Here is a 25058-nt window from a genome sequence, read left to right as displayed (position 1 = left end):
CGCCTGCAGCTGCTGCGCGACGCCGTCCGCGGGGCGCGCGCCGACCCGGCGTCCGCCGGCCCGGCGGTCGCGGCGGTGGCCGCGCACCGGGACGCCGACGGGCGGCTGCTCGACGAACGCACCGCGGCGGTGGAGCTGCACAACGTGGTGCGACCCACTGTCGCGGTGTCCTGGCTGGTGACGTACGCCGCGACGGCGATCGGCCACGAGCCCCGGCTGCGCGAGCGCCTCGCGCACGGCGCGCCGGAGGACACCGAGGCCTTCGCCCACGAGGTGCGGCGGCGCTACCCGTTCGTGCCGGTGCTGGGGGCCCTGGCGCGCAAGGGTTTCAGCTGGGGCGGCGTCGACGTGCACGAGGGCGACCTGGTGCTGCTCGACGTGCACGGGAGCCACCACGACCCGCAGGTCTGGCCCCAGCCCGGGCGGCTCGACCTCGACCGGTTCCACGGCCGCGAGCCCGGCCCGTTCGAGCTGCTGGCGCAGGGTGGCGGCGACGCGCGCACCGGCCACCGCTGCCCGGGCGAGCGGCTGACCGTCGAGCTGCTGCGCGACGCGTCGGTGCGGCTGGCTCGCACGCCGTACCACCTGAGCGGCCCGCGCGACGTGAGCCTGCGCCGCATGCCGCCCGCGGTGCTCGACGTCCGGATCGAGACCCCCGCCTGACGCCCCGCGCCCCCTGGCCGAGATGCGGGGAGTGGTTGACTTCGGGGCACGGAGGTCGACCACTACTCGCATCTCGGCACGGGGGGGACGGGGACGGTGCTGCAGATCGAGCACGTGACGAAGCGGTACGGCGACCTGGTGGCGCTCGACGACATCTCGATCGAGGTGGCGCCCGGCGAGCTGTTCGGGTTCGTCGGCAGCAACGGCGCGGGCAAGACGACGACCATGCGCGTCACCCTCGGGGTGCTCGCGGCGGACGCCGGCACGGTGCGGCTGGGCGGCGAGCCGGTGGGCCTCGCGGCCAGGCGGCGCATCGGGTACATGCCGGCCGAGCGCGGGCTCTACCCGAAGATGAAGGTCGGCGACCAGCTGCTGCACCTCGGCCGGCTGCACGGCCTCTCCAAGCCGGACGCCGCGGCCGCGGTCGAGCGGTGGACGACGCGGCTCGGCGTGCACGAGCGGCTGGGCGACACCGTCGACGCCCTCAGCACCGGCAACCAGCAGCGCGTGCAGCTCGCCGCGGCGCTCGTGCACGACCCCGACGTGCTGGTGCTCGACGAGCCGTTCTCCGGCCTCGACCCGCTGGCCGTCGACGTCATGAGCGAGGTGCTGGCCGAGCGCAGCGCCGCCGGCGCCCCCGTGCTCTTCTCCAGCCACCAGCTCGAGCTGGTCGAGCGGCTGTGCCACCGCGTCGGCATCATCGCCGCCGGGCGGATGCGCGCCGTCGGCACCGTCGACGAGCTGCGCGCCACCGGTCCCGACCTGCTCGACGTCGAGGCGCCCGCGGCCCCGGACGGGTGGGCCGACGGCCTGCCCGGCGTGACGGTCGAGGGCCGCACCGGCGACACGACGAGGCTGCGGCTCGACCGCGGCGCCGACGACCAGGCGGTGCTGCAGACCGCGCTGCGGCACGGGCCGGTGCGCGGCTTCACCCGGCAGCGGCCCTCGCTGGCCGAGCTCTACCGCGAGGTGGTGTCGCAGTGAACGCGTCCGCCGTGCTGCTGGTGGCCCGCCGCGAGCTGGTCACCCGGCTGGTCAACAAGGTCTTCCTGATCTCGACGGCGGTGATGCTGGTGCTGCTGGTCGCCGGCACCGTCGTCGGGTCGGTGGTGTCGAAGCGCAGCGAGCCGCCGCTCGTCGGCCTGGTGGGCGCGCCGTCCGGCTTCGCGCAGACGCTGCAGCAGGCCGGCGCCGCCACCGGCACCCCCGTGCGGGTGCGCGAGCTGCCCGACGCCGCCGCCGCGCGCGGCCAGGTGCAGGACGGCACCGTGAAGGCCGCGCTGGTGTCGGGCGGCGAGGGGCGCTGGACGACGGTCACGAAGACCGACCCGGACGGTGCGCTGCCGGAGGTGCTGGCCGCCGCCACCCGGCAGGCCGCGCTCGACGCCGTGCTGCAGCAGCAGGGGGTCGACCGCGGGGCCGTCACCGACGCCGTCCAGCGCGCCACCCCCGCCGTCCAGACCATCGAGCCCGCCGACCCCGACCGCGACCAGCGCCGCGTCGTCGCCTACGTCGGCGTGTTCCTGCTGTTCTTCTCGGTCTACCTGTACGGCCTGTACGTCGCGATGGGCGTGGTGGAGGAGAAGTCGAGCCGCGTCGTCGAGCTGCTGCTGGCGACCATCCGGCCGCTCGACCTGCTGGTGGGCAAGGTGCTCGGCATCGGCGCCGTCGGGCTGCTGCAGGTCGCGCTGTTCGGCGGTGCCGCGCTGCTGGCCGGGTCGCTCAGCGGACTGGTGACCATCGGGTCGTCGGCCGTCGCGTTCTTCGCCTCGATGCTCGTCTTCTACGTGCTCGGCTTCGCGTTCTACGCGGTGCTGTACGCCGCCGCCGGGTCGCTGGTGTCGCGGCAGGAGGACGTGAACTCCGTGACGACGCCGATGAACCTGCTCGCCGTCGGGTCGTTCCTGCTGGCGCAGTACACGCTCGGGCAGCCCGACAGCACGCTGTCGTCGGTGCTGGCGTGGGTGCCGCCGTTCTCCGCGATGCTCGTGCCGGTGCGGATCGCGCTCGGGGTGTCGGGCTGGCCGGAGGCCGTGGGCAGCGCCCTGCTGCTGCTCGTCGTGACCGCGCTCGCAGCGGTGCTGGCCGCCCGCGTCTACCAGCACTCGGTGCTGCAGCTCGGCCGCAAGCGGTCGTGGCGCGAGGCCGTGGGCCGCTCGGCGAGGGCGTCGTCGTGACCGTCGACCCGGAGCGCGTCGACCGCGCCCGCGCAGCCGCCACCCGCTTCGTGATGGGCGCGCCGCCGGTGCGGCTGGCCGACCGCCTGCGGGCGCTCGCGGACGCCGTCGACCCCGAGGTCGCGGACGGCTGGGACCGGTACGGGGCGGGCGGCGAGCTGGCCGCGCTCGAGACCGAGGTCGCCGGGCTGCTGGGCAAGCCCGCCGCCGCGTTCGTGCCGAGCGGGGTGATGGCGCAGCAGGCGGTGCTGCGGGCCTGGGCCGAGCGCACCGGGCGCCCGGCCGTCGCCGTGCACGGCCTGTCGCACCTCGTGGTGCACGAGGAGGACGCGCTGCCGGTCGTGCAGGGGCTGCGCACCGAGCACCTGACGTCGGCGCGGCGTCCGCTGTCGGCCGACGACCTGCGTGCCGCGCCCGGCCCGTTCGGCGCCCTCGTGGTGGAGCTGCCGCTGCGCGACGCCGGCTACCTGCTGCCCACCTGGGACGAGCTGACCGAGCTGGTGGCGGTGGCCCGCGAGCGCGACGTGCCGGTGCACCTCGACGGCGCGCGGCTGTGGGAGAGCGCGCCGTACTACGCGGGGGAGGGCCACGACCTCTCCGACGTGGCCGGCCTCGCCGACACCGTGTACGTGTCGTTCTACAAGGGTCTGGGCGGGCTCGCCGGCGCGGCGCTGGCCGGTCCGGTCGAGCTGGTCGACGCCGTCCGGCAGTGGCGGCACCGCCTCGGCGGCACCCTCTACACGATGGCGCCGTACGTCGTGGCGGCCCGCCAGGGGCTGCGCGAGCACCTCGGGTCGTGCGCCGCGTGGGCCGAGCGCGCCCGCGAGCTGGCCACGGCGCTGGCGCAGGTGCCCGGCGTCAGGGTGTTCCCGGAGGCGCCGCGCACCAACGGGTTCCAGCTCTTCGTCGACGTCGCCGCCGACGCGCTCGTGGAGCAGTCGGTGCTGCTCGCCGAGACCGAGGGCGTGTGGGCCCTGTCGTACGCGGCGGACGCCGACGTGCCGGGCTGGTGCACCACGGAGGTCGTCGTCGGCCCCGCGACCCTCGACTGGCCGGTCCACGAGCTGGTGGCCGTGCTCGCCGGCCTGGTGCGCGCCGCCCGCGACGCGTGACGCGCACCAGCCGGCAGGACGCCCTCTAGAAGCGGACGGTGCCCGCGCACACGCGGTCGCCGCGGGTGGCGCGCAGGGTCACGACGTCGGTCCCGGCCCGGTCCGCCGTCCGGCGCTCGACCTCGAAGGAGCCGCTCGGGGCCTTCGTGACGCGGTCGCCGCGGAACACCACGGACCCGCCGTCGCGCACCGTGGTGCGCCAGGTCTGGCCGGCCCGGTTCGTGTCGACCTCCGCCTCGACCTCGAGCGCGCCGTCGTCCGCCTGCACCTTCAGCTTCCAGGTGCCGCCCCCGGTGCACGTGCCGCGCGCCTCGACGCGGCGGTCGCCGCCCTTCGCCTCCGCCGCGCCCGCCGTCGTCAGCAGCGACCCCAGCGCCAGCAGCGCCGCCGCACCCGCCGCAGCGGTCCTCGTCCGTGTCGTCATCGCACTCACCCTCTCCGTCGTCCGGGCCCTGCTGGGTGCCGGTGAGCAGACGCTCTCGGCGACGACGGCGTAGCGGCAACGGTCCGTTCGTCGTACGACCTCGATCGCGCCGGGCGGGTGCGGGTCGCGCGCCCCGGTGCGACCGTCGTGCCATGACCTCCACGGACGACCGGGACGACCGCGCCGGCCTGTTCGGGCCCGACTCGGTGACCTGGCGCGTGCACGGCGACCCGTCGATGGCGCTGGGCGGCTTCCGGGCGCTGCTGCTGCAGGCCGTGCACCCGCTGGTGATGGCCGGGTTCGACGACAACTCGGTGTTCCGCGACGACCCGTGGGGCCGGCTGCAGCGCACCGGCGACTGGGTCAGCACCGTCACGTACGGCACCCGCGCCGAGGCCGAGGCGGCGGGCGCGCGGCTGCGGCGGGTGCACGGCCGGCTGCCGGAGGGCGTGGAGCCCGAGAGCGGGCTGCCCTACCGCATCGACGACCCCGACCTGCTGGAGTGGGTGCACAACGCCGAGGTCGACTCGTTCCTCGACGCCTACCGGCGGGCCGGCGGGCGGCTCGAGCCCGGTGACGGCGACCGCTACGTCGACGAGCAGCGGCGGGCTGCCGCGCTCGTCGGCATCGACCCGGAGGCGATCCCGCGCAGCGAGCAGGAGCTCGAGGAGTACTTCGAGCGCGTCCGCCCGCAGCTGCGGGTCACCGCCGTCGCCCGGCGCAACGCGCTGTGGGGGTTCGCCCCGCCGATGCCGCTCTGGGTGCAGCTCGTGACGCCGGCCCGCCCGGCGTGGGCCGCGCTCGTCGGCGCCGCGGGCACCCTGCTGCCGCCGTGGGCCCGCCGGCTCTACGGGCTGCCCGGCCTGCCGACCACCGACCTCGCCGCCGCGGTCACCGCCCGCGCGCTGCGCCAGGCGCTGCTCGTCGTGCCCGACCGCTGGGGCCGCAACCCGGCGCACGCGCAGGCGCTCGAGCGCGTCGGCGCCGCCTGACCCGCAGCCCCACCGGACGCCGGGACGCGGGACGGGGCGGGACGCGCGGCCGTCACCCGGACGGTCCATCCAGCCCCGCGGCACCTGGGACGATGCACCAGGAAGTCACCGTCGACGCCTGTCCTCGCGACACCCGTCGACCCGCCCCCAGGGGCCTGTGGTGCACGGGTGCGCGCTCACGCACCGTCCCCGTCTGGAGCTCGTCCCCCCGTGCCGTCCGCTGCCCTCCTGGGCCAGGTCCTCGCGTACTCCGCCGCCGTCCTCGGCTGCTTCATCGCCGTCCCGCAGGTCGTGCGCCTCGTGCGCACCCGCGCCGTCGAGGGCATCAGCGCCCGCTCGTGGCAGGTCGCGACCGCCTCGAACGCCTGCTGGCTCGCCTACGGCCTGCGCAGCGACCAGCCGGCGCAGGTGCTGGCCAACGTCTTCGGCGGCGCCGGTGGCCTGCTGATCCTCTGGCTGGTGCTGTCGGGCCCGCAGCGGCTGCGCAACCTGCCCCCGTACGCCGCGGTGCTGGCTGCGACCGCCGCCGCCGTGCTCGTCGCGCCGTCGGCCTGGATCACCCTGCCGCTCGCGCTGACCGGCCTGGCCTCGCGGATCCCGCAGATGGTCGTCACCTGGCGCACCTGGCGGCACGACCTGCCGTCCGGCGTCTCGGTCGCGACGTGGGCGCTGACGGTCGTCGTCACGTTGCTGTGGACGGCGTCCGGCGTGCTGGCGCACGACGTGGCCGTCATCGGGTCGGCGGGTGCGGCCTGCGTCACCGCCGCCCTGGTGCTCGTGGCCGAGGTGGCCCCGGTGCCGGCGTCGTGGCGGGCCCGCGACCTGATGGCGGACCTCGAGCTCGACCTCGACCTCGAGCTGCTGCTCGCCCGGCCCGCGGCGATCCGCTGACCGCACGCCCGCGGGTCCCGCGGCCGGGCGTCAGCACGTACGCTCGCAGCATGTCCTTCAGCTCGCTGCGTGCTGTCGTCCGCGCGGACGCCGGCCGGTACGTGCACCTCCTCGAGCTGGACGGGACCGCGGCACTGCAGCACGAGGTGCCGGCGGTCAAGGTGCTGCGGGCGCTCACGATCTGCCAGGGGCTGCAGGCCACGCTGGTGCACCGGGTCGGGCACGAGCTGGTGCACTGGCAGCCGGCGTCCGCCGCCGGGCGGGTGGTGCGTCTCGCGGCGCGGGTGCTGCACTTCGCGGCGAACCGGTTCGTCGAGGCCAGCACCGGCATCTCCGTCGCCGAGCGGGCCAGCATCGGCCCCGGCCTCTACATCGGGCACTTCGGCGGCGTGATCATCGGGGCCGTCACGATGGGCGAGAACTGCACCGTCAGCCACGGCATCACCATCGGCCGCTCGGGTCGCACCGGCGAGAACACCCGCCCGACGCTCGGCGACCGCGTGTGGGTCGGGCCCGGTGCGGTGGTCACCGGCGCGATCCACCTCGGTGACGACAGCGTGGTGGGAGCGAACTCGGTGGTCACCCGCGACGTGCCGGCGCGCGCGACCGCCGTGGGCGCTCCGGCGCGGATCCTGCCAGGCCGCCCGTCGTTCGAGATGGTGGTGTACGCCGGGCAGGACGACGACGCCGGGCGAGCGGCGTCCCTGGCGGCGTGGCGCCGGCCCGAGATCCGGCTGGACGACGCGGAGACGGTGCCCGAGGGCGCCGGCGTCGCGGGCGCTCAGGACGCGTAGACCACCACGTTGTCGCGGTAGTGGCCGACGCTGCGGTCGAAGCTGCCGCCGCAGGTGATCAGGCGCAGCACCGGCCCGGGCGACGGGCCGTAGACCTCGTCCGTCGGGAACTTGTTTTTGGGATACTGTTGCACATCGTCGACGGTGAACCGCACCTTCCTGCCGTCGGCGCGCACCACGACCACCTCGTCGCCGATCCGCAGCTCGCGCAACCGGTAGAAGACGGCCGGGCGCGACCTCGAGTCGACGTGCCCGGCGATCACGGCGGGCCCGCGGGCACCCGGCACGGGGCCGGTCTCCAGCCACCCGGCCCGGTCGTAGTCGGTCGGCACCTCGATCGTGCCGTCCTTCGCGATGCCCAGGTCGACGAGGCGCGAGTCGACGCCGATGCGGGGCACGAGCACCCGCACCGGCCTGGTGCCTCGCGGAGCCTGCTCGACCGTGCCGGACGGCGCGGGCACCGCGGGTGCGGCGTCCGCCCCGGCGTCCGTGGCGGCGTCCGCGCTCGCTCGGGCGGTGGGGCTCGTGGTGCCGGTGACGGCGCTCGTCGGCGCGGCGGGGGCGGCCGCGGAATCAGTCGGCGACCCCCCGCACCCGGTCAGGGCGATCGCCCCCAGGAGCACCCCGACCAGTGCGGCCGACCGGCCCTGACGCGCCGGGCGCCGGCGCGTGGTCACCGACGCGCGGTGACCCGCACCGGGCGGGGCAGGCGCCGCACCCCGAGCACGCCGAGCGCGATGGCGGCGAGCAGCAGCACGGGCACCAGGGGCAGCGCGGGGGCGGGCGACGGCGCGGTGCCGCCGCCACCGGTCTGCGCGCCACCCTTCGGCGCCGCGGCGGCCATGCCCTCGGCGTCCGTGACCACCTTGGTGCGCAGGGCCCCGGCCGAGCCGTCGAGCACGACGACCGTGTAGACGCCGCCGGCCTTCAGCTTCACCTTCGCGGTCGCGGCGGCCATGGCGTCGGCGCTGACCTTCAGGGTCCACGACCCGGCCGGCACGCTGCGGTAGCCGGTGGCCTGCCCGAGCACGGCGTCGGAGGCGACGACCGGACCGTTCACCGCCTGCACCGACAGCGCGTCGGCCTTCGACACGGCCGGCAGCACGCGCACGTTCACGTCGCCGGCCGACGGCGGGGTGAGGTCGTCGCGCAGCGTGGCCAGCCGCGGCGCGGCCTCGGTGCCGATGACGGCCAGGGTCATCGCCTGACCCTTCGTGATGGTGAACCGTCGGGAGAGCATCGGCGCACCGCTGCCGCCGGACGTCGGGGTGACGGTCACGGTGTAGGTGCCCGGCGCGACCTTCTGGTAGTCGGTGACGTCGCCGTAGCTGGCGCCGGGCGACATGACGACGGGCGTCGCACGCGCGGTGCCGCCGGCCGGGTCGAGGTTCACCCGCGTCGAGCCGATGCCCGGCACGAGGTGCGCGGCCCGCACCCACGCCACGCCGGCGCCGGCACGGTCGGCGGCCGAGGCCGGCGACAGGGCGGTGAACGAGCCGACGGCGAGCGCCAGCATCCCGAGGACGGCGACCAGCGCGCGCGGGGCGCGTCGGGTCGGGGGTCGCTGCGGCAGGACGAGCTGTGACATCGGATCTCCAGACCCACGGGTCGCCGGGTGCGACCGCGTCAGCGTACGTGCCGTCCCGGGCGCCGGCGACGCGCAGGACGGGCCTTCACGGGGTCTTCGCAGCCGGCGGGCCGCCGGATGGGTGTCGTCTCACCGTGCGCGACCGCGGGCTCACCCGGACGGTCGCACGGCGTCAACCGTGCTGGAACCAGGCTCGGCGGAAGCGCGGGCACCGGGCCGCGCCGCAGACCCCGCAGTCGCTGCCGCGGCGGTAGTGGCGGTGCACGTCGCGCGGGTGCCCGCAGTGACAGGAGGAGGGGACCAGCCGCACGCGGACCTCACTGTCTGTTGCCATAGCCTGACCGACAGCGAGAACACTAGTCCGTCGGGCAGGAGATCCCACGAACGGCCCACCGGATCCACCCATCCGCGCGCCGTCCGGCCGCGAACAGGGGAGACTGTCGCTACGACGAGCCCCGGAGGCCACCCGGGAGCTCGTGCCGTTCGCCCGATGAAGCGTGAGCAGCGACACCGTCCGCATCCCGCCATCGGAGGATCTCCGCATGCTTCCTGACACCCGTCCTGAGCTCCCGACGATCACCATCGTCGTCCCCGCCCGCAACGAGGCGGCCAACCTCGAGATCGTGCTGCCGCAGCTGCCCGACGTGCACCAGGTGGTGGTCGTCGACGGCCACTCCACCGACGCCACCGCCGAGGTCGTCGCCCGGGTCCGCCCCGACGCGGACTTCGTGCAGCAGACCCGCAAGGGCAAGGGCAACGCGCTGGCGTGCGGGTTCGAGGCCGCGACCGGTGACGTCGTCGTGATGTTCGACGCCGACGGGTCGGCGGACGCCGCGGAGATCGACGCGTTCGTCGCCGCGCTGCGCGACGGTGCGGACTTCGCCAAGGGCAGCCGCGTGCTGACCACCGGCGGCAGCGAGGACATCACCCCCCTGCGCGACGCCGGCAACCGCGCCCTGACCATGGTCACCAACCTGCTCTTCCGGTCGCGGTACACCGACCTCTGCTACGGCTACAACGCCTTCTGGCGCGACGTGCTGCCGTCGCTGTCGATCCCGGCGGCCCGCGCCAACGGGGCGCAGTGGGGCGACGGGTTCGAGATCGAGACGATGATCAACTGCCGGGTGGCCAGCGCCGGCCTGTCGGTCACCGAGGTGCCGAGCGTCGAGCTGCCGCGCATCCACGGCGAGAGCAACCTCAACACGTTCCGCGACGGCGTGCGGGTGCTGCGCACGATCTTCAGCGAGCGGCTGCACCGCCGTCGCGCGGCCGGCGCGATCGTCCCGGCCGCCGACTCGATGGGCGTCTCGGCGGACGTCGTGGACGAGGCCGTCGCCAACCCGGTGCACGCGCACGTCGAGGTCGAGCACGAGGGCCAGGTCATCGACCTGCGGGCCTTCGAGGAGCAGATGCGCCCGGTGCGCAGCGAGAGCGCCTGACGCTCGATCGGGAGGGGTCACCGGTGCGCCGGTGGCCCCTCTCGTGCGTCCGCTCGACGGCCGGCTCCGGGGGCGAGGGTCAGCGAGCCGGCGGCTGGAGCCGGCGGCTGATGCCCAGCAGCCGGGCCAGCAGCGGGTCGCGCGTCGCCGGCACGACGTCGTACCCCTCGGTCTGCACCGTGTTCAGGTTCCAGACGAGGTAGCCGTCTGCGCCCGCCGCGAAGTCGGCGTCGGCCTTGGCGCCGAGCTGCTCGGCGCGGCGCGTGCGGCCGGCGTCGTCGGTCGCCTTGATGCCGGCCTCGCCCACCACGAGGGGCTTGCCGAGCTGCTGCGCGATGGCGAACGAGCAGGCGATGCGCGCCGACCGCTGCTGGCACTGGCCGGACGCCGGGTCGGGCAGCCGGCCGTCCTGCGAGCCGGGCAGCGCCTGGTCGTCGGCCCCGTAGTAGGCCCAGTCGTGCACCTCGGCGAAGTCGCTCGACGGGTCGCCGTACAGGGCCGCGAAGTCGGGGCCGCTGGTGCCGGGGGCGCCGTTCGACTGCGTGCCGAGGGTCAGCAGGTGGTGGGTGTCGACCGAGCGGATGACCGAGGCGACGTCCTGCGCGAAGGGCAGCAGCGCCGTCCGGTCGCCGTCGACGCGGCGCGAGGTCTCGGCCTCGTTCACCATCATCCACGCCAGGATCGTCGGGTCGTCCGCGTAGTGCTCGGTCAGCACCTTCGCGTAGTCGCGGTACGACAGGCGCGCCGAGCCGAACTTCTCCCGGTAGCCGGTGGTGTACCACTGGTCGTCCATGTACTCGGCCTTCGACATCCCGGTCTCGCCGGTGGTGCAGTACCCCGGCCCGTCCTCCAGCACGGGGATGACGAGCATGTCGGCCTTCTTCGCCGCGGTGAGCACGCGGTCGATCCCGGTGAAGTCGCGGCCGCCGTCGGTGTACGGCTGGTAGGCCCAGAACCGCAGCACCGTCGCGCCGGCCGTGTCGTGCGCCGTCCGCAGCAGGGCGGTCAGGTCGTCGTCGCTGAGCCGGGCCTGCGGGGCGCACGAGTAGATGTCGCTCGCGGCGGCGTCGAAGTAGTTGAACCCCACGAAGCGGAACGGTTGCCCGTCGCGCACGAAGCCCGACCCCGAGCGGCTGACGAAGTCGCCCGCGCTGGTGCCGCAGCCGCTCAGCAGGGCGATCGCCGCGACCACGGCGGCCGCCGCGCCGGCTAGCGCGCGGTGCCGAGCAGGCGGTCGAGGGCGGGCGCCATCCGGTGCACGACGTGGTCCCACTGGTGTGCCTCCTCGACGCGTGCCTGACCGGTCAGACCGAGTGCGGCGTCGCGTCCGGGCTGCGTCAAGCATCGCACGAGGGTCGCGGCCAGGCCCGCTGCGTCGCCGGGGTCGACGAGCCGGCCGGTGACACCGTCCTCCACGAACTCGGGGATCCCGCAGGTCCGCGTCGTGACGACGGGCAGCCCGTGGGCCATCGCCTCGAGCAGGGCGTGCGGCATGGGGTCGAACAGCGAGGGGAGGGCGAAGACGTCGGCCCGCTGCATGAGCGACGCGACGCCGGCGCGGTCGACGGGTCCGAGCGACTCGACCCCCGCGGGGAGGCGGCCCGGCCGGGGGTGGCGCCCGACCAGCTGCAGGCGCGCGTCCGGCACCTCGCGGCGGACGTCGGCGAAGGCCCGCAGCAGCACCTCGCCGCCCTTGCGCACGAGGTCGTGCCCGACGAGCAGCACGGTGGGCGGGCCGGGTCGTCGCGGCGGCCGCGGCTGCGCGCCGAAGTTCGCGCCGAGCCCGACGACGCTGACCTGCTCGGGGTCGACGCCGTAGTCCTTGACCAGCGAGCGCTCGGCCCAGCGGGAGAAGGCGAACACGTGGGCCGCGCGCTGGTAGGTGCGGGTCTCGGCGGCGTACCAGGAGCGGAGGGCGTTGCCGCGCAACGGGTTCCAGGCCGGCCACCCCTCCGCGGCCTGCCGGTGGGTGCAGTCGACGTAGACGGCGCTGGCGGTGCCGGGGGCCTCGAAGAGCGCGTGCACCGCCAGCACCGGCCGGCCGGGTGCCGACGGGCCGAACCGGTGCAGCGCGTTGCGGGTGCGCAGCCGGTGCCCCAGCGGGCTCTTGACGTAGCGCTGCCCCCACGCCTCGCGGCCGGGTCGCACGGTGAGCGCCGCGACCACGGCCCGCTGCCCGCGGGTCAGCTCGGGCGACACCGGGCCCACGACGTCGTACCGGCGCGCGAGCGCCGCCCGCAGGTGCGGGGTGAGGGGGTCGCCGCGGGAGGCGAGCAGCACGCCGGTGGCGTCCGGGCGCACCTGGCGCTCGCTCGTCATGGCCGTCCCCGGATCGGTCCTCGGTCGGTCACGACCCCTGCGGCGCCGCCAGCAGGGGCGCGGACCACTGTCCCACGACGCCGCCGAGGCTGCGTGCGCGCACCCGGTAGGTCGGGAGGGTCGTGGTCGACGTGGCGGCTGCGCTGACGTCGGTCCACGTCGGCCCGTCGATCACCCGGTGGTCGTCGACGGCCGCGGCCACGGTGGTCCACGTCGTCCAGCCGGAGGCGACGTCGGAGCGTTGCACCTCGTAGCTGAGCGCCCCCGCCACGCCCGACCACACCAGCCCGACGCCGCCGCCGGTGCGGGTGGCGGCGCTCAGCGTCGGCTGCGCCGGGGCGAGCGCCAGCACGGCCGAGCTGCCGCGGCCCGACATCGTGCCGGCGTGCGCGACGAGCGACCGCGACCGCTGCACCTGGTCGGGCGTGCGGCCCGGGTAGAACAGCTGGAACCCGTCGTCGTGGTTCGCGAAGCCGCCGCCGTCGGCGTGCGGGATGAGCGCCCACAGCAGGTCGCCGTTCACCGGGTTCGACTCGACCGCCGACAGGAACGTCGGCAGCGCGTCGCCCCCGTTCTCGTTCACCCAGTCGTACTCGCCGACGAGGTACCCCTTGCCGTGCGCGGCGGCGGTCGCGGACGACGTCCGGACGCGGGCGGCGCGCAGCGGGTAGAAGTGGTCGTCCACGAGGTCGACGGAGGCGATGTCGAGCGACGGCACGTGCAGACAGGCGGTCACGCAGTTCGGGTCGGTCGCGTGACCGTCGACGACGAGCTGCTTCGGCGCCACCGCCTTGACGTGGTCGGCGGCCTTGCGCGTCCACGAGCCGTCCCAGAAGTTGCCGGAGCAGGTCTGGCACCACATCTCGTTGCCGGTCTCCCACGCCATGATCGTTGGGTCGTCGCGGTAGGCCAGCCCGGTCCACGGGTTCACGTGCGTCAGCACGTGGGTGACGTAGGCCTGGTAGTCGGCGATCACCTGCGGGTCGGAGAAGAACGCCGACTCGGGCCTGCCCCGCCAGCCGGTGAAGGTGGTCTTGCTGCCGTGGTAGTACGCCCAGTTGTCCACCAGGCTGAGCACCAGCCGCTGACCGTTGCGGCGCGCTGACGCGACCGCGTAGTCGAGGCCCGTGAAGCCGGCCTGGTTGAACTCACCCAGCCGGGGCTCGATGCAGCGGGCGCACCCCACGGTGCCGGCCCACGCGCGCACGACCGTCCCGCCGGACGCCGCGGCCGTCGCCATGGCGTCGTCGATGCTGCGCCGCGAGGGGTACGTCGGGCCGGCGGCGTCGCGCACGTTGTCGTCGAGCGCGAGCCAGTACATGTTGCTGCCGCTGAAGCGGAACGTCGAACCGTTGATCTGCAGCACTCGTCCGCTGCGCTTCACGAACGTGGACGCCGTCGCCGCGGCCGCCGTGGTCGCCTGCGGCAGCACGCCGGACGTCGTCGGGCCGGTCTGCGCGACGGCGGTCACCGCCCCGCTCACGACCAGCGCGGCCACCAGCAGCAGGGTGGCGAGCAGCGTGGTGCGGCGCGGGCGAGGGGGGAGGGGGCTGCTCACCCACACGCCTTCGGGACGGCGGCCCGGTGACCTGACCCGCCCGCGGCGGCGTCACCTGTTTGCCCGGTTCGTGCCTGCCGCGCCTACCGAGCGTGAGGCAGCGGGCGCGTCGTCACCCGCCGGTCAGGCTGCGGTAGACCGCGTCGACGCGGTCGGCGGCCGGCTGCGCGCCGTAGCGGCTGCGCAGCGCGGGGTCGACGGGGAGCCGCTGCAGCCCGCGGGCCACCGCCTCGTCGGCCAGCTGCGCCAGCACCCGCCCCAGCGCCGCGACCTGCTCGTCGTCGTCGTCCAGCTCGGGCACCTGGACGGCGGCGGCGACCGGGGCCGGCAGCTCCTCCAGCGCGGGGCACTCGACGTAGGCGGCGGGCAGCCCGGCCACCAGGCCCTCCACCACCGCCATGCCGAAGGTCTCGTCTCGCGAGGCGCTCACCAGCACGTCCGTCGCCGACAGCACGCCCGCGACGTCCGATCGCGACCCCAGCCAGCGCACCCGGCCCTCGACGCCCAGGCTGCGCGCCAGCTCGGCGAGCGGTGCGGCCAGCGAGCCGGAGCCGGCCACGACGAGCACCGCGCCCCGGTCGCGCAGCAGCGGGGCCGCGGCGCGCAGCACCTGGTCCATCCGCTTCACGGGCTCGAGCCGGCCGACGGCACCCACGACCAGCGTGTCGTCGTCGACGCCGAGCTCGGCCCGCACCGCCGCCCGGGCCGCCGGGTCGAAGCGCAGCGCGTCGACGTCGATGCCGTTGTCGACCACCGTCACGCGCTGCGGGTCGACGCCCCACCGCTGCAGGCGCTGCGCCGTGGTCGCCGACACCGCGACGGTGTGCGAGGCCAGCCGCTCGAGCACGCGGTACGTGCCGCGCAGCGCAGGGGTCAGCGGGCGCCCCTCCATCGAGTCGTCCATCAGCGAGTGCTCGCTCGACACGACGACGGGCACCCCGGCCAGCCGCGCCGCCGGGATCGCCCAGAGCTGGGCGGCGAGCAGGTGCACGTGCACGACGTCGGGCCGGTACCGGCGCAGCAGCCGCACCAGGCGCGGCACCGCCGTCAGCCGCGCCGCACCCGCCATCCCCAGCACCTCGACCCGCACCCCCAGGGCACGGATCGCGTCGGCCACGGGTCCGCCCTCGTAAAGCGCCACGACGGCGGACTGCTGGCGCGAGCGGGCCACGAGCAGCTCGAGCTGGCGCTCGGCCCCTCCCGTCCCGAGCGCTGTGATGACGTGCACCACCCGCAGGGGTCGGCCGGCAGGCACCGGCACCCCGGGTCGGATCACGGACGTCGCCCGGCGGCGCGCGCGGCCAGCACCTCGCGGTACACCTGGGCGAGCTGCTCGGTGCTGGTCTCCCAGGTCGGCAGCTCGACGGCCACCGGCACGTGCGGCACCGCGCCGCGGGCACCGGTCGCGACCAGCGCGTCGGCGAGCGCGTCGGCCACCTGGTCGGGCGTCGCGTCGCCGGGGATGCCCGTGACGAGGCCGTCCTCGACCAGGTCGCCGGTGCCGGCGACGTCGAGCCCGACGACCGGCAGCCCGAGCGTCACTGCCTCCATGATGCCGACGGGGTGCGCCTCGTACGACGACAGCGACGCCATGATGCTGGCGCTCGCGAGCTCGCGGGCCATCGCCAGCCGGTCGCCCGGCGGCACCGACCGGATGTCGACGACGTCGGCGACGCCCAGCTCGTGCGCCAGCGCGCGCAGCGGCGCCTCGTACGGCCCGGTGCCGAGCACGACGAGGTGCGCCTCGGGCACCCGCTGCCGGATGCGGGGCAGCGCGGCGATGATCCGCTGGTGCCCCTTGTACTCCTCCAGCCGGCCGCTGGAGACGATCCGGCCGGGCACCGGCACGACGCCCTCGGGCGTGGGCGGCAGCACGCCGCCGTTGCCGATGACGGCGAACCGCGAGGGGTCGATGCCCGCCGCGGCGGCGAACCGGTCGCGCTCGAACCGGCTCACCGCGATCAGCCGGTCGGCACGCCGCAGCAGCGGGGCGATGGTCTTCCACTGGGCGTCGCGCACGGCGTTGCGGCCGGCGGACGAGTGCCCGCCGCTGTGGAAGGTCAGCACGTAGGGCCGGCGGGACGCGAGCGCCGTCGCCATGCCCAGCGGGGGCACCAGGGTGTGCACGCTCTGCAGGTGCACCAGGTCCCAGCCGCCGCGGGCGATGACGGGCGCGATGCCGGGCGCCAGGTGCACGTCGGCCGCCCGCGGGTAGGCGCGGCGCCGCAGCACCGGCACGCCGTCGACGACCTCGGAGCGGGGTCGGTCACCGGCGCGGTCGGTGGTCAGCACGGTGACGTCGAACTCGCCCTGCTGCTGCAGCCGGCGGGTCACCTCGGCGACGTGGGTCTCGGTGCCGCCGGCGTCCGGTGGGAAGCGCGGCGCGACCTGCAGGACGCGCGGCCGGCGGGTCACCGGTCCACCGTCAGGGTGCGGACCGGGCGGTCCTGCCCTGGGTTGTTCAGCGTGATCACGTACCGGCCCTTCCGGGGGAGGTCGACGGTGGTGCGCAGGGACTGGCCCGCGCGCAGGCTCACCAGCGGGTAGCTGACCGAGTTGCCGTCCGGCGCCTCGGTGCGGATCTCGTACGGGCCGGCGGCGGTGTCGGAGCTCAGCACGACCTCGACCGCGGACCCCCTGACCGTGCCGAGCGACAGGGCGACCGAGGCGACGTCGAGCCGGTCGACGGTGCGCGTCGACATGCCGATCGCCAGCGCGACGACGGCGGCGGCGACGGCCAGCCACCCGACGTCGCGGCGGCGCAGCCGACCCAGCGGCGCGGTCGCCGGCGACGTGGGCGCCGGTGGGTCGAAGAGCGCCGACCAGACCAGGCAGCCGGCGGCCACGACGCCGAGCCCGAGCGCCCAGCTGGTGCGCGTCAGCCGGATGCCGACGAGGTCCATGACGACGCCGACGAGCACGGTCGTGGCCAGCAGCAGCCCGGCCGCGACGACCGTGGTGTCGATGCCGCCGCGCCGCCGGCGGCGGGCCAGCACCCCGGCGGCGGCGACCGCCGCGAGCCCGAGGGAGGCGGTGGCCAGCCAGGTCGGCGCGCCGACCAGCGCGACGACGACCGCGAGGACGACGAGGGCCAGGGCGGCCAGGGGCTCACGGCGTCGCACGGAGCGCCTCCACGTCGTAGATCGCGATGGCGCCGTTGTCGTAGATGCGCTGCACGCCGTCGACCCGGTCGAGCTTGGTCAGCGCGGCCAGCGGCACCGGTCGGGTGCGGTCGCCGCCGCCGAACTCGCCGTTCTCGATGTAGACGTCCTGGTTGGGCAGGCCGTTGGCGTCGCGGCGGTCGACGATCACGTAGCGCAGCCCGGCCTGGCGGATCAGCCGCACGTCCTCGGGCCCGTACTCGGGGTCGAGCAGCAGCCGCGAGGCGTCGATGTCGGTGCTGATGTGCCGCACGGTGAACTGGTCGCCGTCGCTCGAGGCCAGCAGGCCACCGACCCGGTCGGCGTACACCCGGCTGCCGTTCGGCAGGTTGCCGGCCATCCAGCGCGCCGCCTCGAGGTTCAGCGGGTCGACGCTGCGCGCGTCGGACGACACCTGGTACGGGCCGGGCAGCTGCTGGCTGAACGACCCGACGCCGAGCACCACCGACCCGATGAAGGTGACGCCGGCCGCGACGGCCCCGAGGACGGCCTGCCATGCCCGCAGCCGCCGTCGGCACACCCACCAGGCGACGACGAAGGCGATGCCGAGGAACACGAAGCCCGCCGAGCGGTCGCCGACCTCGGACGTCGCCCGGGTCAGGTGGCCGCCGGGGACGGCCGGGTAGATCAGCGCGACCAGGCAGAGCACGACGGCGACGGTGGCCCGGCGGCCGACGAAGCGGCGGGCGCGCCACAGGGCGGGCAGCAGCACCAGCACGGTGATCGCCAGGGAGGCGATGATCGCCACCCGCTCCCACGGTGCCGTGGAGACGCCCGCGGAGTTGCGGAAGACCTCCTTCGTCTGCTCGCCGCGCACCAGCTTGCCCAGGTCGCTGGCCGAGCTGGTGGCGATCGCGCCCAGGTAGCTGCCGAGGGTGTTGCCGGGGTTCAGCAGGATCGCGACGAAGCAGGCGAGCGTGCCGGCCGCCATGGTGACCAGCGCCCGCAGCTCGTTGGGGCGGCGGCGGCGCAGCACCAGCTCGGCGAGCGTCCACACCACCCAGACCAGCACCAGCAGCGCGCTGGTCACGTGGTGGGTCAGGCAGGTCGCGGCGGCGGCGAGCAGCGGCAGCACCAGCGAGGTGCGCGCCCCGCGGCGCCGGGCCAGGAAGAGGTAGACGGTCAGCACCGCCAGCGGCAGCGCGAGGGTCTGGTACGAGTACTGCGAGTTGAAGAACAGGAACTGCGGGTTGCACACGTAGACGAGCCCGGCCACGGCGCCCGCGCGCGGCGAGCGGGTGATCCGCTCGACCATGCCGACGACGGCGAGCGCGAGCACCAGCCGGGTGACCGTCAGCACGACGACGGCGCTGGTGTGCTCCGACAGGCCGGTCAGGTCGGTGACCGCGTTCGTGACGACCGACAGCCCCGGGTAGTCCGCCGTGATCGGCAGCAGCCCGTTCGTCGTGAAGAGCCGGTCGGTCGAGCCGATGAGGCGCAGCACCGTGGCGTGCACCAGCTCGTCGTGGAACATGAAGCGGGTCGGGTACAGCACCGTGCGGCTCAGCTGCAGCAGCAGCGGCAGCCCGACGGCGAGCACCACGCGCGCCAGGTTCGGCGTCCGCGGCAGCAGGATGCCCACCGCGGCCGGCAGGAACACGATCAGCAGCCCGCCGACGTACAGGGCCTGCGCGGCGGTGCTGACGCCGTCCTCGCGCGCCATCGAGACGCCCACCGACATCGCGACGGTGCCCAGCGCCATGAGGACGACGACCGGTCCGACCCCGATCGCCCGGGCGGCGCGCGCCCAGCGGCTCGTCGGCGGCTCGTCGGGCGGGTCGTCGACGCGCGTCAGGTCGTCGTCGCCGGGGTCGCCGTCCGTCTCGTCGCGCTCGGCCTGCTCGGCCTGCTCGGCCAGGGCCTCGGCCACCGTGCGGCTCTTGGGTGCAGCGGCCGGCTGCAGCGGGGCGGCGGGGGTCTGCGCGGACGTCGCGTCGTCGCCCCGCGGCGCGCGCACCGCGCGCACCAGCGGCACCGACAGGACGACGGCCTCGACGGCCAGCACGAGCAGCCACCCGGTGACCAGCCCGGTCGTGCCGTGCGACCGCGCGCCCACGACCGCCGCGACCAGCTCGAGCACCGCGAACCCGCCGAGCACCGCGGTGGCCTGCAGCGTGCGGTTCTGCACCCGGCGCAGCGCGACGTAGTGGTCCTTGATCACGAACGGCAGGCCGGCGAGCACGAGCAGCCGCAGGATCGGCGTGCCCTGCTCGGCGTACTCGCTGCCGAACAGCCGCAGCACCCACGGGGCCAGCGGGAACAGCGCGGCGTTCGCGAGCAGGCTGACGGCGAGGCCGAACGGCACGGTGACCCGCATGCGGTCGACCACCTCGCCGGCCCGCCCCTCGGCGGCGGCGAACAGGCTCAGCGAGACGGCGTACGGCAGGGCGAAGACGAAGCCGGTCACCTGCAGCGCCGGGCCGAAGACGCCGTTGTCGCGCGCGCCGAGCAGCACCGTGACCAGCACCGGCAGCAGCATCAGGGGCACCTGCAGCACGGTGTTCAGCGAGTAGTGCCCGGCCGCGCCCCGGCCCAGACCGCGCAGCGCCGACGGCGCCACCAGCCGGCGGTCCTGCTGCAGCGGCCAGCCGCCGCGGGTGCGCCACGACAGCACCGGCAGCGACACCAGGTTGCCGATCGCCCAGGCGGCGAAGATCGTCATGCCGCCGCTGTGCCCGGTGGCGGCGAGGGCGAGCAGCGCCACGATCTTCGTCGCGCTGGCCACGAGGTTGCGCTCGAGCTGCAGCGCCCCGTTGCCCAGCACCAGCACCGACTGGTCGATCACCAGCGCGACGGCCATCAGCGCCGTGCCGATCGCGAACGTGCCGAGCGTGGTCGTCGAGCCGCCGACCGGCCGCAGGTTCTCGGCGCCCAGCAGGTGGATCGCGACGACCGGCACCACGACGGCGAGCACCAGGGTGACGGCACCGGCCACGGCGAGCGCGCTGCGCACGGTCAGCCGGCGGGTGCCCTGCGGCAGGTGCGGGATGCGCGCGATGAGCAGCGTGCCGAGGCCGACCGTGCCGAAGGTGGTGAGCACGTTCATCAGCGACACCGCGGCCTGGCCGATGCCGACCGCCTCGACCGACAGCTGCCGCGCGGCGGTCAGCCAGAACAGCGCGCCGAGCACGCTGGTCGCGGCCTGGGTGCCGACGAGGGAGGCGACGATCCTGCCGATGCGGTGCAGCCCGGCGCGGCTGGTCGCCTCCGGACGGGCGTCGCCCGGCGGAGCGATCACGGCCATGGTGGGTCTCCGTCGGACGGGGGTCGGGTGGACGTCGGTCAGGGGCGTCGTCGACCACTGCCAGGGTACGGGTCGGCACAGGACGCCGGCACCGCTTCTGCTGCTTCGGAGCCGCGGGGGCCGCGGGTTGGCGCGGGTCAGGCCGCCGTCTGCGCGGCGTCCGCCGCGGTCGCGGGGTCGCTCGTCACGGGACGGACGCGCTGGCGCAGCAGCTGGCCGGCGTAGGCGGTGGCGGTGAGCACGAGGCCCTCGACGACCGCGACGCTCTGACCGGGTGCCGCCGGCCGGCCGGCGCGCGGCCGCAGCCCGCGCAGCACCGCCGTCGGGAGGGTGTGCGTCACGTAGGTGCGCTCGGTCGACAGCGCCGAGCCCGACCCGACCAGGCTGCTCACGATCGCCTTCGAGCGGCCCTCGGCGCGGCACCGGGCCCGGAAGTAGCTGCGGGTCGTGCGGGCCGGGGTGACGGCGTGGCGGACGACGGCGTCCGGCACCAGCACGATGGCCCCGCCGGGCACGGACTCGACGGCGCGGATCGACAGCTCCGTCTCCTCGCACCCCGCGGCGTCCGCACCGACCCGCCCGACCAGCGGGCTGAAGCCGCCGATCGACTCCAGCACGCTGCGGCGGAAGCTGAGGTTGGCGCCGATGCCGTTGCGCACGCGGGCCTCGCCCTCGGGCTGCCCGCGGAAGCTGCACCCGACGACCCAGAGGAACTCCTCGGGCATCCAGGCCGGGCGCGGGGCGCGCCAGTCGGGCACCACGTGCCCGCCGACGCCGACCACCTGCGGGTCGGCGTACGGGCGCAGCAGCGCGGCGGCCCAGTGCGGGTCGCAGCGCGCGTCGTCGTCGAGGAACACCACGACGTCGCCCCCGGCCGCCCGGACGCCGGTGTTGCGGGCCCCCGACAGGCCCTGGTGCTCGGTGCTCGCGAGCACCCGCACGCCGGGCAGGTCGCTCAGGCCGCTCTCGGCACGGGTCAGCAGCTCGGCGTTGTGGTCGATGACCAGCAGCACCTCGAGCGGCGCCGGGTCCTGGGCGAGGGCGCTGCGGACGGCGGCCGAGAGGTCGTCCCAGCGGTCCGTCGTGTAGGCGCACACGACGACCGAGTACGTCGGGCGGCTGCTGTCAGGACTCACGGGGCTGGGCACCCACCGAGCGTAACCGCCGGGCCGGTGCGGCGCGGGCTGCTGCGCCAGAGGGACCCCGTATCGTCACGCTCCGCTCACGAGTCGCGCGATCCCGTCGCGCGCTGCGGCAGCTCGTGCAGCCGCACGTCGTGCAGCGCGCCGTCGTCCGCGGTCAGCGTCAGGTAGGTGGCGTGCGGCATCCGGCGCCGGTCGGTCGGTGAACCCGGGTTGAGCAACCGCATCCCGCGGGGACCCGTGCTGTCCCAGGGCACGTGGCTGTGCCCGAACACCAGCACGTCGACGTCGGGGTGGGCGCGCTCGGCCCGCAGCTCGCGCCGGTCGCGCCCACCGGTCTCGTGCACCACCGCGAACCGCAGGCCGCCGAGCGTCGCGTGCGCCACCTCCGGCAGCCGGGCCCGCAGCGCCGCGCCGTCGTTGTTGCCCCAGCAGCCGATCAGCCGCCGCGCCCTGGCCTCGAGGCGGTCGAGCAGGTCGACGTCGACCCAGTCGCCGGCGTGCAGCACGACGTCAGCCGCGTCGACGGCGTCCCACACCTCGGCGGGCAGGTCGCGGGCCCGCTTCGGCAGGTGCGTGTCGGCGAGCAGCAGCAGCTTCGGCACACCGGCATCCTCGCGCGGTTGCGGCCTGCCGGCGCTCGGGCAGGCTCGGAGGCAGACCCCCACCCCGAGGAGCGCCCGACATGACCGACCCGACGCAGACCACCACCACGCTCTTCGAGGCCTGGCAGCGCGGCGACCTCGACGCGGTGCGCGGGGTGCTGCACGACGCGGTGACCTTCCGCGGGCCGGTCGGCAGCGCCGACGGCGCCGACGCGTGCGTGGCCGGCCTGCGCGGCATCGCCCACGTGGCCACCGAGATCCGGGTGCTGAAGGTCTTCACCGACGGGCCCGACGTGCTGACCTGGTTCGACCTGCACACCGGCGGCTCCCGGCCCGCGCCGGTCGCGATGTGGTGCCACGTCGAGGACGGCCGGATCGCCCGCATCCGCGCGACCTTCGACCCGAAGGACCTGCTGGCCCGCCGCTGACGCCGCTGCCGGCCCTGATGGCGCTGACGGCGCTGACGGCGCTGACGGCGCGCGGTCAGGGCCGGTACGGCGGCGCCACGCCCCAGCCCCACCGCGGCACCGGGGCGTGCGGCACCGGCTCGGCGTCCGGCCGGCTGTTGTCCATGGCGATGCGGGTGCCCCACTCGACGTAGCCGACGAGCGCGGCCCGGAACTCGGGGTCGGCCGGCAGCGCGGCGTCGTCGGCGGCCCGGCTCATGGTGGTGGCGAAGCGGAACCGCTGCTCCGCCGTGATGGCGAGCCGCAGGTGGTGCGCCAGCATCCGCTCGTAGCCGCCGATCGCCGTGTAGCCGTCCGGCCCGCCGAGCACCTCGGTCCACCACAGCGTCACGTGCTCGCGGTGCGCCGCAGAGACGCCGCCCGGGAAGAACCCCGACAGCAGGTCGTCGCGCTCGACGCGGTCGTAGAAGGCGTCGATCAGCCGGCGCACGGCGCCCGCACCGCCGGCCCACTCCAGCAGCGTCGGCACGTCCTCGTGGGGGTCGTCGGCCACGTCCGCGACGGTAGCGCCGCGGGCGCTCCGGCGTCAGGCCGCGACGACGACGAGCAGCTGCGCCACGGCGTCGGCGACGGCCGCCCGCGCCGCCGTCAGCGACGGCCGGGGGTCGACCGTCTCGGACGCCGCGAGGGCCTCGCGCACGGCGCCGGTGTAGGCGATGTTCAGGGCGGTGCCGATGTTGACCTTCACCACGCCCGCCTCGATCGCCGCGCGCAGCACGTCGTCGGGCACGCCGGACGACCCGTGCAGCACCAGCGGCACCGGCACGGCCTCGCGCAGCGACGCGATCAGGTCGAGGTCGAGCTGCGCGGTCTGCGAGGTCATGGCGTGCGAGCTGCCGACGGCGACGGCGAGCGCGTCGACGCCGGTCGCGGCCACGAACGCCGCGGCCTGCTCGGGGTCGGTGCGGACGCCGGGCGCGTGGGCGCTCTGCGGCTGGCTGTCCTTGCCGCCGACGTAGCCCAGCTCGGCCTCGACCGCGAGACCCTGCTCGTGCAGCCAGCGGGTCTGCTCGGCGGTGAGGGAGGCGTTGTCGGAGTAGGGGAGCGCGCCGGCGTCGACCATCACCGAGGAGTAGCCGGCGTCGGGCGCGCGCCGCACCAGGTCGACGTCCTCGACGTGGTCGAGGTGCAGGCTGACGTCGACGCCGGCTTCGTCGGCCACCGCCCGCAGCGCCGCGGCGAGCGGCCGGATCGCGCCGTCGTGGAAGCGCACGGCGTTCTGGCTGACCTGCAGGATCACCGGCCGGGCGGCGCGCACCGCGCCGGCCACGATGCCCTCGGCGTGCTCCAGGGTGATGACGTTGAAGGCGGCGACGCCGGTGCGGCGGTCGGCCGCGTCGCGCACGAGCTCGGCGGTGGTCACGAGGGGCATGCGGAGCGCCTTTCCGGCCGTCGGCTGCGGGGTGCCGGTCGCTTGACGCGACCCCAACGAGACGCAACCATATCCACGAGATCCCAAGACGACAACGAGGGAGCACCGTGGCCGCCTTCGCCGGGCTCGACGTCGGCACGACGTCCAGCAAGGCCGTGGTCCTCGACGCCGACGGCCGCACCCTCGGCACCGGCCGCGCCCCGACCACGTGGACGACGACCGTCGACGGCACCGAGATCGACGCCGCCGCGCTGCTGGACTCGGCCCTGACGGCGCTGTCGCTCGCCGCCGACGACGCGGGCGTGCCGGTCGCGGCGGTCGGCGTCACGAGCATGGGTGAGTCGGGCGTGCTGGTGGATGCCGCGGGGCGGGTGCTCGCGCCCGTGGTCGCCTGGCACGACGACCGCGACACCGACGACGTCGCGGCGCTCGCCGACGAGCTGGGCCACGAGGCGTTCGCCGGCGTCGCGGGCAAGCCGCTGCGCGACCAGTTCTCGCTCACCAAGCACCGGTGGCTGCTGCGCAACCTGCCCGCGACCCGTGCCGCGACGCGGCGTCTCGACGTCGGCGGCTGGGTGGTGCGCGGGCTGGGCGGCGAGGAGGTGCTCGAGCTGTCGCTGGCCGGGCGCACCGGCTGGCTCGACGTCGCCGCCCGCGACTGGTGGGACGACGCGCTCGCCTGGTCGGGCGCCACGCGTGCGCTCATGCCGCCGCTCGTCGCGGCGGGCGTGCCGGTCGGCGCGGTGTCGGCCGACGTGTCGCCGCTGCTGCGCCGGGCGGTGCTGACGCTCGCCGGGCACGACCACCAGGCCGCCGCCCTCGGTGCCCGGGCCGACGACGCGGGGGCCGAGCTCGACTCGGCCGGAACCGCCGAGGCGCTCGTGCGCACCATCGCCGACGTGCCCGACCGCGCCGACGTCGCGCGGCTGGCCCGGGGCGGCATCACCACCGACCCGAGCATCCGGCCCGGCTGCTGGACGCTGCTCGGCGGCACCGAGGGCGGCCTCGCCCAGAACCGCGCGCTCGACCTGCTCGGCGTCGGTCCCGACGGGCTGGCCGCGCTCGACGCCGCGGCCGAGCACGCGCCGTCCGGCCGCGTGGTCGTGGGCG

At 75.7% G+C, this 25058-nt stretch carries 24 protein-coding genes; 10 read left to right on the top strand and 14 right to left on the bottom strand.

Annotation, left to right across the window (positions count from 1 at the left end; genetic code table 11):
- From ACYVI6_RS12160 to ACYVI6_RS12145, 4 genes are all read left to right on the top strand, one after another.
- The coding region (locus tag ACYVI6_RS12160) for a cytochrome P450 (protein WP_460446624.1) at positions 1 to 663 on the top strand (663 nt) is incomplete at its 5' end.
- Between the two features lie 96 nt (positions 664 to 759).
- A complete protein-coding gene (locus ACYVI6_RS12155; RefSeq protein ID WP_460446623.1) occupies positions 760 to 1647 on the top strand; it encodes an ABC transporter ATP-binding protein in 888 nt (295 codons plus the stop codon).
- Positions 1644 to 2840 (top strand): ABC transporter permease, encoded by a 1197-nt coding sequence (locus ACYVI6_RS12150; protein WP_460446622.1) that lies wholly within the window; start codon positions 1644 to 1646, stop codon positions 2838 to 2840. The genes ACYVI6_RS12155 and ACYVI6_RS12150 overlap by 4 nt, the downstream gene beginning before the upstream one ends.
- Entirely contained in the window at positions 2837 to 3952 is a 1116-nt protein-coding gene (locus tag ACYVI6_RS12145; protein ID WP_460446621.1) for a threonine aldolase family protein, read from the top strand. The genes ACYVI6_RS12150 and ACYVI6_RS12145 overlap by 4 nt, the downstream gene beginning before the upstream one ends.
- A 25-nt stretch (positions 3953 to 3977) precedes the next feature.
- On the opposite strand, the gene ACYVI6_RS12140 is transcribed toward ACYVI6_RS12145, so the two are convergent.
- Entirely contained in the window at positions 3978 to 4376 is a 399-nt protein-coding gene (locus ACYVI6_RS12140; protein ID WP_460446620.1) for a hypothetical protein, read from the bottom strand.
- A gap of 152 nt (positions 4377 to 4528) precedes the next feature.
- Between ACYVI6_RS12140 and ACYVI6_RS12135 the strand changes: the two genes are divergently transcribed.
- From ACYVI6_RS12135 to ACYVI6_RS12125, 3 genes are all read left to right on the top strand, one after another.
- Positions 4529 to 5368, top strand: coding sequence for an oxygenase MpaB family protein (locus ACYVI6_RS12135; RefSeq protein WP_460446619.1), 840 nt, complete (start codon positions 4529 to 4531; stop codon positions 5366 to 5368).
- Positions 5369 to 5578: 210 nt separating this feature from the next.
- On the top strand, positions 5579 to 6259 hold the full coding sequence (locus tag ACYVI6_RS12130; RefSeq protein ID WP_460446618.1) for a PQ-loop domain-containing transporter: 681 nt from the start codon (positions 5579 to 5581) through the stop codon (positions 6257 to 6259).
- A gap of 50 nt (positions 6260 to 6309) precedes the next feature.
- Positions 6310 to 7053: a serine O-acetyltransferase gene (locus ACYVI6_RS12125; protein ID WP_460446617.1), complete on the top strand. Its 744-nt coding sequence runs from the start codon at positions 6310 to 6312 to the stop codon at positions 7051 to 7053.
- Here the strand turns inward: ACYVI6_RS12125 and ACYVI6_RS12120 are convergent.
- Both ACYVI6_RS12120 and ACYVI6_RS12115 read right to left on the bottom strand, forming a co-directional pair.
- A complete protein-coding gene (locus ACYVI6_RS12120; RefSeq protein ID WP_460446616.1) occupies positions 7041 to 7730 on the bottom strand; it encodes a class F sortase in 690 nt (229 codons plus the stop codon). The genes ACYVI6_RS12125 and ACYVI6_RS12120 overlap by 13 nt on opposite strands.
- A complete protein-coding gene (locus ACYVI6_RS12115) occupies positions 7727 to 8641 on the bottom strand; it encodes a DUF4397 domain-containing protein (protein WP_460446615.1) in 915 nt (304 codons plus the stop codon). The genes ACYVI6_RS12120 and ACYVI6_RS12115 overlap by 4 nt, the downstream gene beginning before the upstream one ends.
- Positions 8642 to 9183: 542 nt before the next feature.
- Between ACYVI6_RS12115 and ACYVI6_RS12110 the strand changes: the two genes are divergently transcribed.
- The gene (locus ACYVI6_RS12110) at positions 9184 to 10080 is read left to right on the top strand and encodes a glycosyltransferase family 2 protein (RefSeq protein WP_460446614.1); all 897 of its coding nucleotides are present in this window, start codon (positions 9184 to 9186) and stop codon (positions 10078 to 10080) included.
- A 79-nt stretch (positions 10081 to 10159) separates the two neighbouring features.
- Here the strand turns inward: ACYVI6_RS12110 and ACYVI6_RS12105 are convergent, their stop codons facing one another.
- The 9 genes from ACYVI6_RS12105 to ACYVI6_RS12065 all read right to left on the bottom strand — a co-directional run bounded on the left by ACYVI6_RS12105 (position 10160) and on the right by ACYVI6_RS12065 (position 22109).
- Positions 10160 to 11272, bottom strand: coding sequence for a cellulase family glycosylhydrolase (locus ACYVI6_RS12105; protein ID WP_460446613.1), 1113 nt, complete (start codon positions 11270 to 11272; stop codon positions 10160 to 10162).
- Between the two features lie 17 nt (positions 11273 to 11289).
- On the bottom strand, positions 11290 to 12399 hold the full coding sequence (locus ACYVI6_RS12100) for a glycosyltransferase family 4 protein (RefSeq protein ID WP_460446612.1): 1110 nt from the start codon (positions 12397 to 12399) through the stop codon (positions 11290 to 11292).
- A gap of 28 nt (positions 12400 to 12427) precedes the next feature.
- Complete coding sequence (locus ACYVI6_RS12095; RefSeq protein WP_460446611.1) at positions 12428 to 13957, bottom strand: glycoside hydrolase 5 family protein; 1530 nt, start codon at positions 13955 to 13957, stop codon at positions 12428 to 12430.
- Between the two features lie 112 nt (positions 13958 to 14069).
- Positions 14070 to 15185: a glycosyltransferase gene (locus ACYVI6_RS12090; protein ID WP_460446610.1), complete on the bottom strand. Its 1116-nt coding sequence runs from the start codon at positions 15183 to 15185 to the stop codon at positions 14070 to 14072.
- A gap of 44 nt (positions 15186 to 15229) precedes the next feature.
- Entirely contained in the window at positions 15230 to 16372 is a 1143-nt protein-coding gene (locus ACYVI6_RS12085) for a glycosyltransferase family 4 protein (protein ID WP_460446609.1), read from the bottom strand.
- The gene (locus ACYVI6_RS12080) at positions 16369 to 17079 is read right to left on the bottom strand and encodes a hypothetical protein (protein ID WP_460446608.1); all 711 of its coding nucleotides are present in this window, start codon (positions 17077 to 17079) and stop codon (positions 16369 to 16371) included. The genes ACYVI6_RS12085 and ACYVI6_RS12080 overlap by 4 nt, the downstream gene beginning before the upstream one ends.
- Complete coding sequence (locus tag ACYVI6_RS12075; protein ID WP_460446607.1) at positions 17066 to 20356, bottom strand: hypothetical protein; 3291 nt, start codon at positions 20354 to 20356, stop codon at positions 17066 to 17068. The genes ACYVI6_RS12080 and ACYVI6_RS12075 overlap by 14 nt, the downstream gene beginning before the upstream one ends.
- A gap of 143 nt (positions 20357 to 20499) precedes the next feature.
- On the bottom strand, positions 20500 to 21510 hold the full coding sequence (locus ACYVI6_RS12070; protein WP_460446606.1) for a glycosyltransferase family 2 protein: 1011 nt from the start codon (positions 21508 to 21510) through the stop codon (positions 20500 to 20502).
- Positions 21511 to 21584: 74 nt separating this feature from the next.
- Positions 21585 to 22109: a metallophosphoesterase family protein gene (locus tag ACYVI6_RS12065; RefSeq protein WP_460446605.1), complete on the bottom strand. Its 525-nt coding sequence runs from the start codon at positions 22107 to 22109 to the stop codon at positions 21585 to 21587.
- An 80-nt stretch (positions 22110 to 22189) separates the two neighbouring features.
- On the opposite strand from ACYVI6_RS12065, the gene ACYVI6_RS12060 reads away from it, so the two are divergent.
- Complete coding sequence (locus ACYVI6_RS12060) at positions 22190 to 22537, top strand: nuclear transport factor 2 family protein (RefSeq protein WP_284289718.1); 348 nt, start codon at positions 22190 to 22192, stop codon at positions 22535 to 22537.
- A gap of 55 nt (positions 22538 to 22592) precedes the next feature.
- On the opposite strand, the gene ACYVI6_RS12055 is transcribed toward ACYVI6_RS12060, so the two are convergent.
- Both ACYVI6_RS12055 and ACYVI6_RS12050 read right to left on the bottom strand, forming a co-directional pair.
- Positions 22593 to 23069 carry a globin domain-containing protein gene (locus ACYVI6_RS12055; protein WP_284289719.1) on the bottom strand — a complete coding sequence of 159 codons (477 nt, stop codon included), beginning with the start codon at positions 23067 to 23069 and terminating at the stop codon, positions 22593 to 22595.
- A gap of 33 nt (positions 23070 to 23102) precedes the next feature.
- Positions 23103 to 23948 carry a class II fructose-bisphosphate aldolase gene (locus ACYVI6_RS12050; RefSeq protein ID WP_460446604.1) on the bottom strand — a complete coding sequence of 282 codons (846 nt, stop codon included), beginning with the start codon at positions 23946 to 23948 and terminating at the stop codon, positions 23103 to 23105.
- Positions 23949 to 24055: 107 nt separating this feature from the next.
- Between ACYVI6_RS12050 and ACYVI6_RS12045 the strand changes: the two genes are divergently transcribed.
- The coding region (locus ACYVI6_RS12045; RefSeq protein WP_460446603.1) for an FGGY family carbohydrate kinase at positions 24056 to 25058 on the top strand (1003 nt) is incomplete at its 3' end.

Source organism: Angustibacter aerolatus (genome assembly GCF_054776675.1).
This window is presented reverse-complemented; position numbering and strand designations above follow the sequence as displayed.

Excerpts from the sequence above, each read along its gene's own strand:
- ACYVI6_RS12110 (WP_460446614.1), top strand. The coding sequence starts at position 9,184 with ATGCTTCCTGACACCCGTCCTGAGCTCCCGACGATCACCATCGTCGTC.
- ACYVI6_RS12115 (WP_460446615.1), bottom strand. The coding sequence starts at position 8,641 with ATGTCACAGCTCGTCCTGCCGCAGCGACCCCCGACCCGACGCGCCCCG.
- ACYVI6_RS12060 (WP_284289718.1), top strand. The coding sequence starts at position 22,190 with ATGACCGACCCGACGCAGACCACCACCACGCTCTTCGAGGCCTGGCAG.
- ACYVI6_RS12125 (WP_460446617.1), top strand. The coding sequence starts at position 6,310 with ATGTCCTTCAGCTCGCTGCGTGCTGTCGTCCGCGCGGACGCCGGCCGG.
- ACYVI6_RS12100 (WP_460446612.1), bottom strand. The coding sequence starts at position 12,399 with ATGACGAGCGAGCGCCAGGTGCGCCCGGACGCCACCGGCGTGCTGCTC.
- ACYVI6_RS12140 (WP_460446620.1), bottom strand. The coding sequence starts at position 4,376 with ATGACGACACGGACGAGGACCGCTGCGGCGGGTGCGGCGGCGCTGCTG.
- ACYVI6_RS12050 (WP_460446604.1), bottom strand. The coding sequence starts at position 23,948 with ATGCCCCTCGTGACCACCGCCGAGCTCGTGCGCGACGCGGCCGACCGC.
- ACYVI6_RS12135 (WP_460446619.1), top strand. The coding sequence starts at position 4,529 with ATGACCTCCACGGACGACCGGGACGACCGCGCCGGCCTGTTCGGGCCC.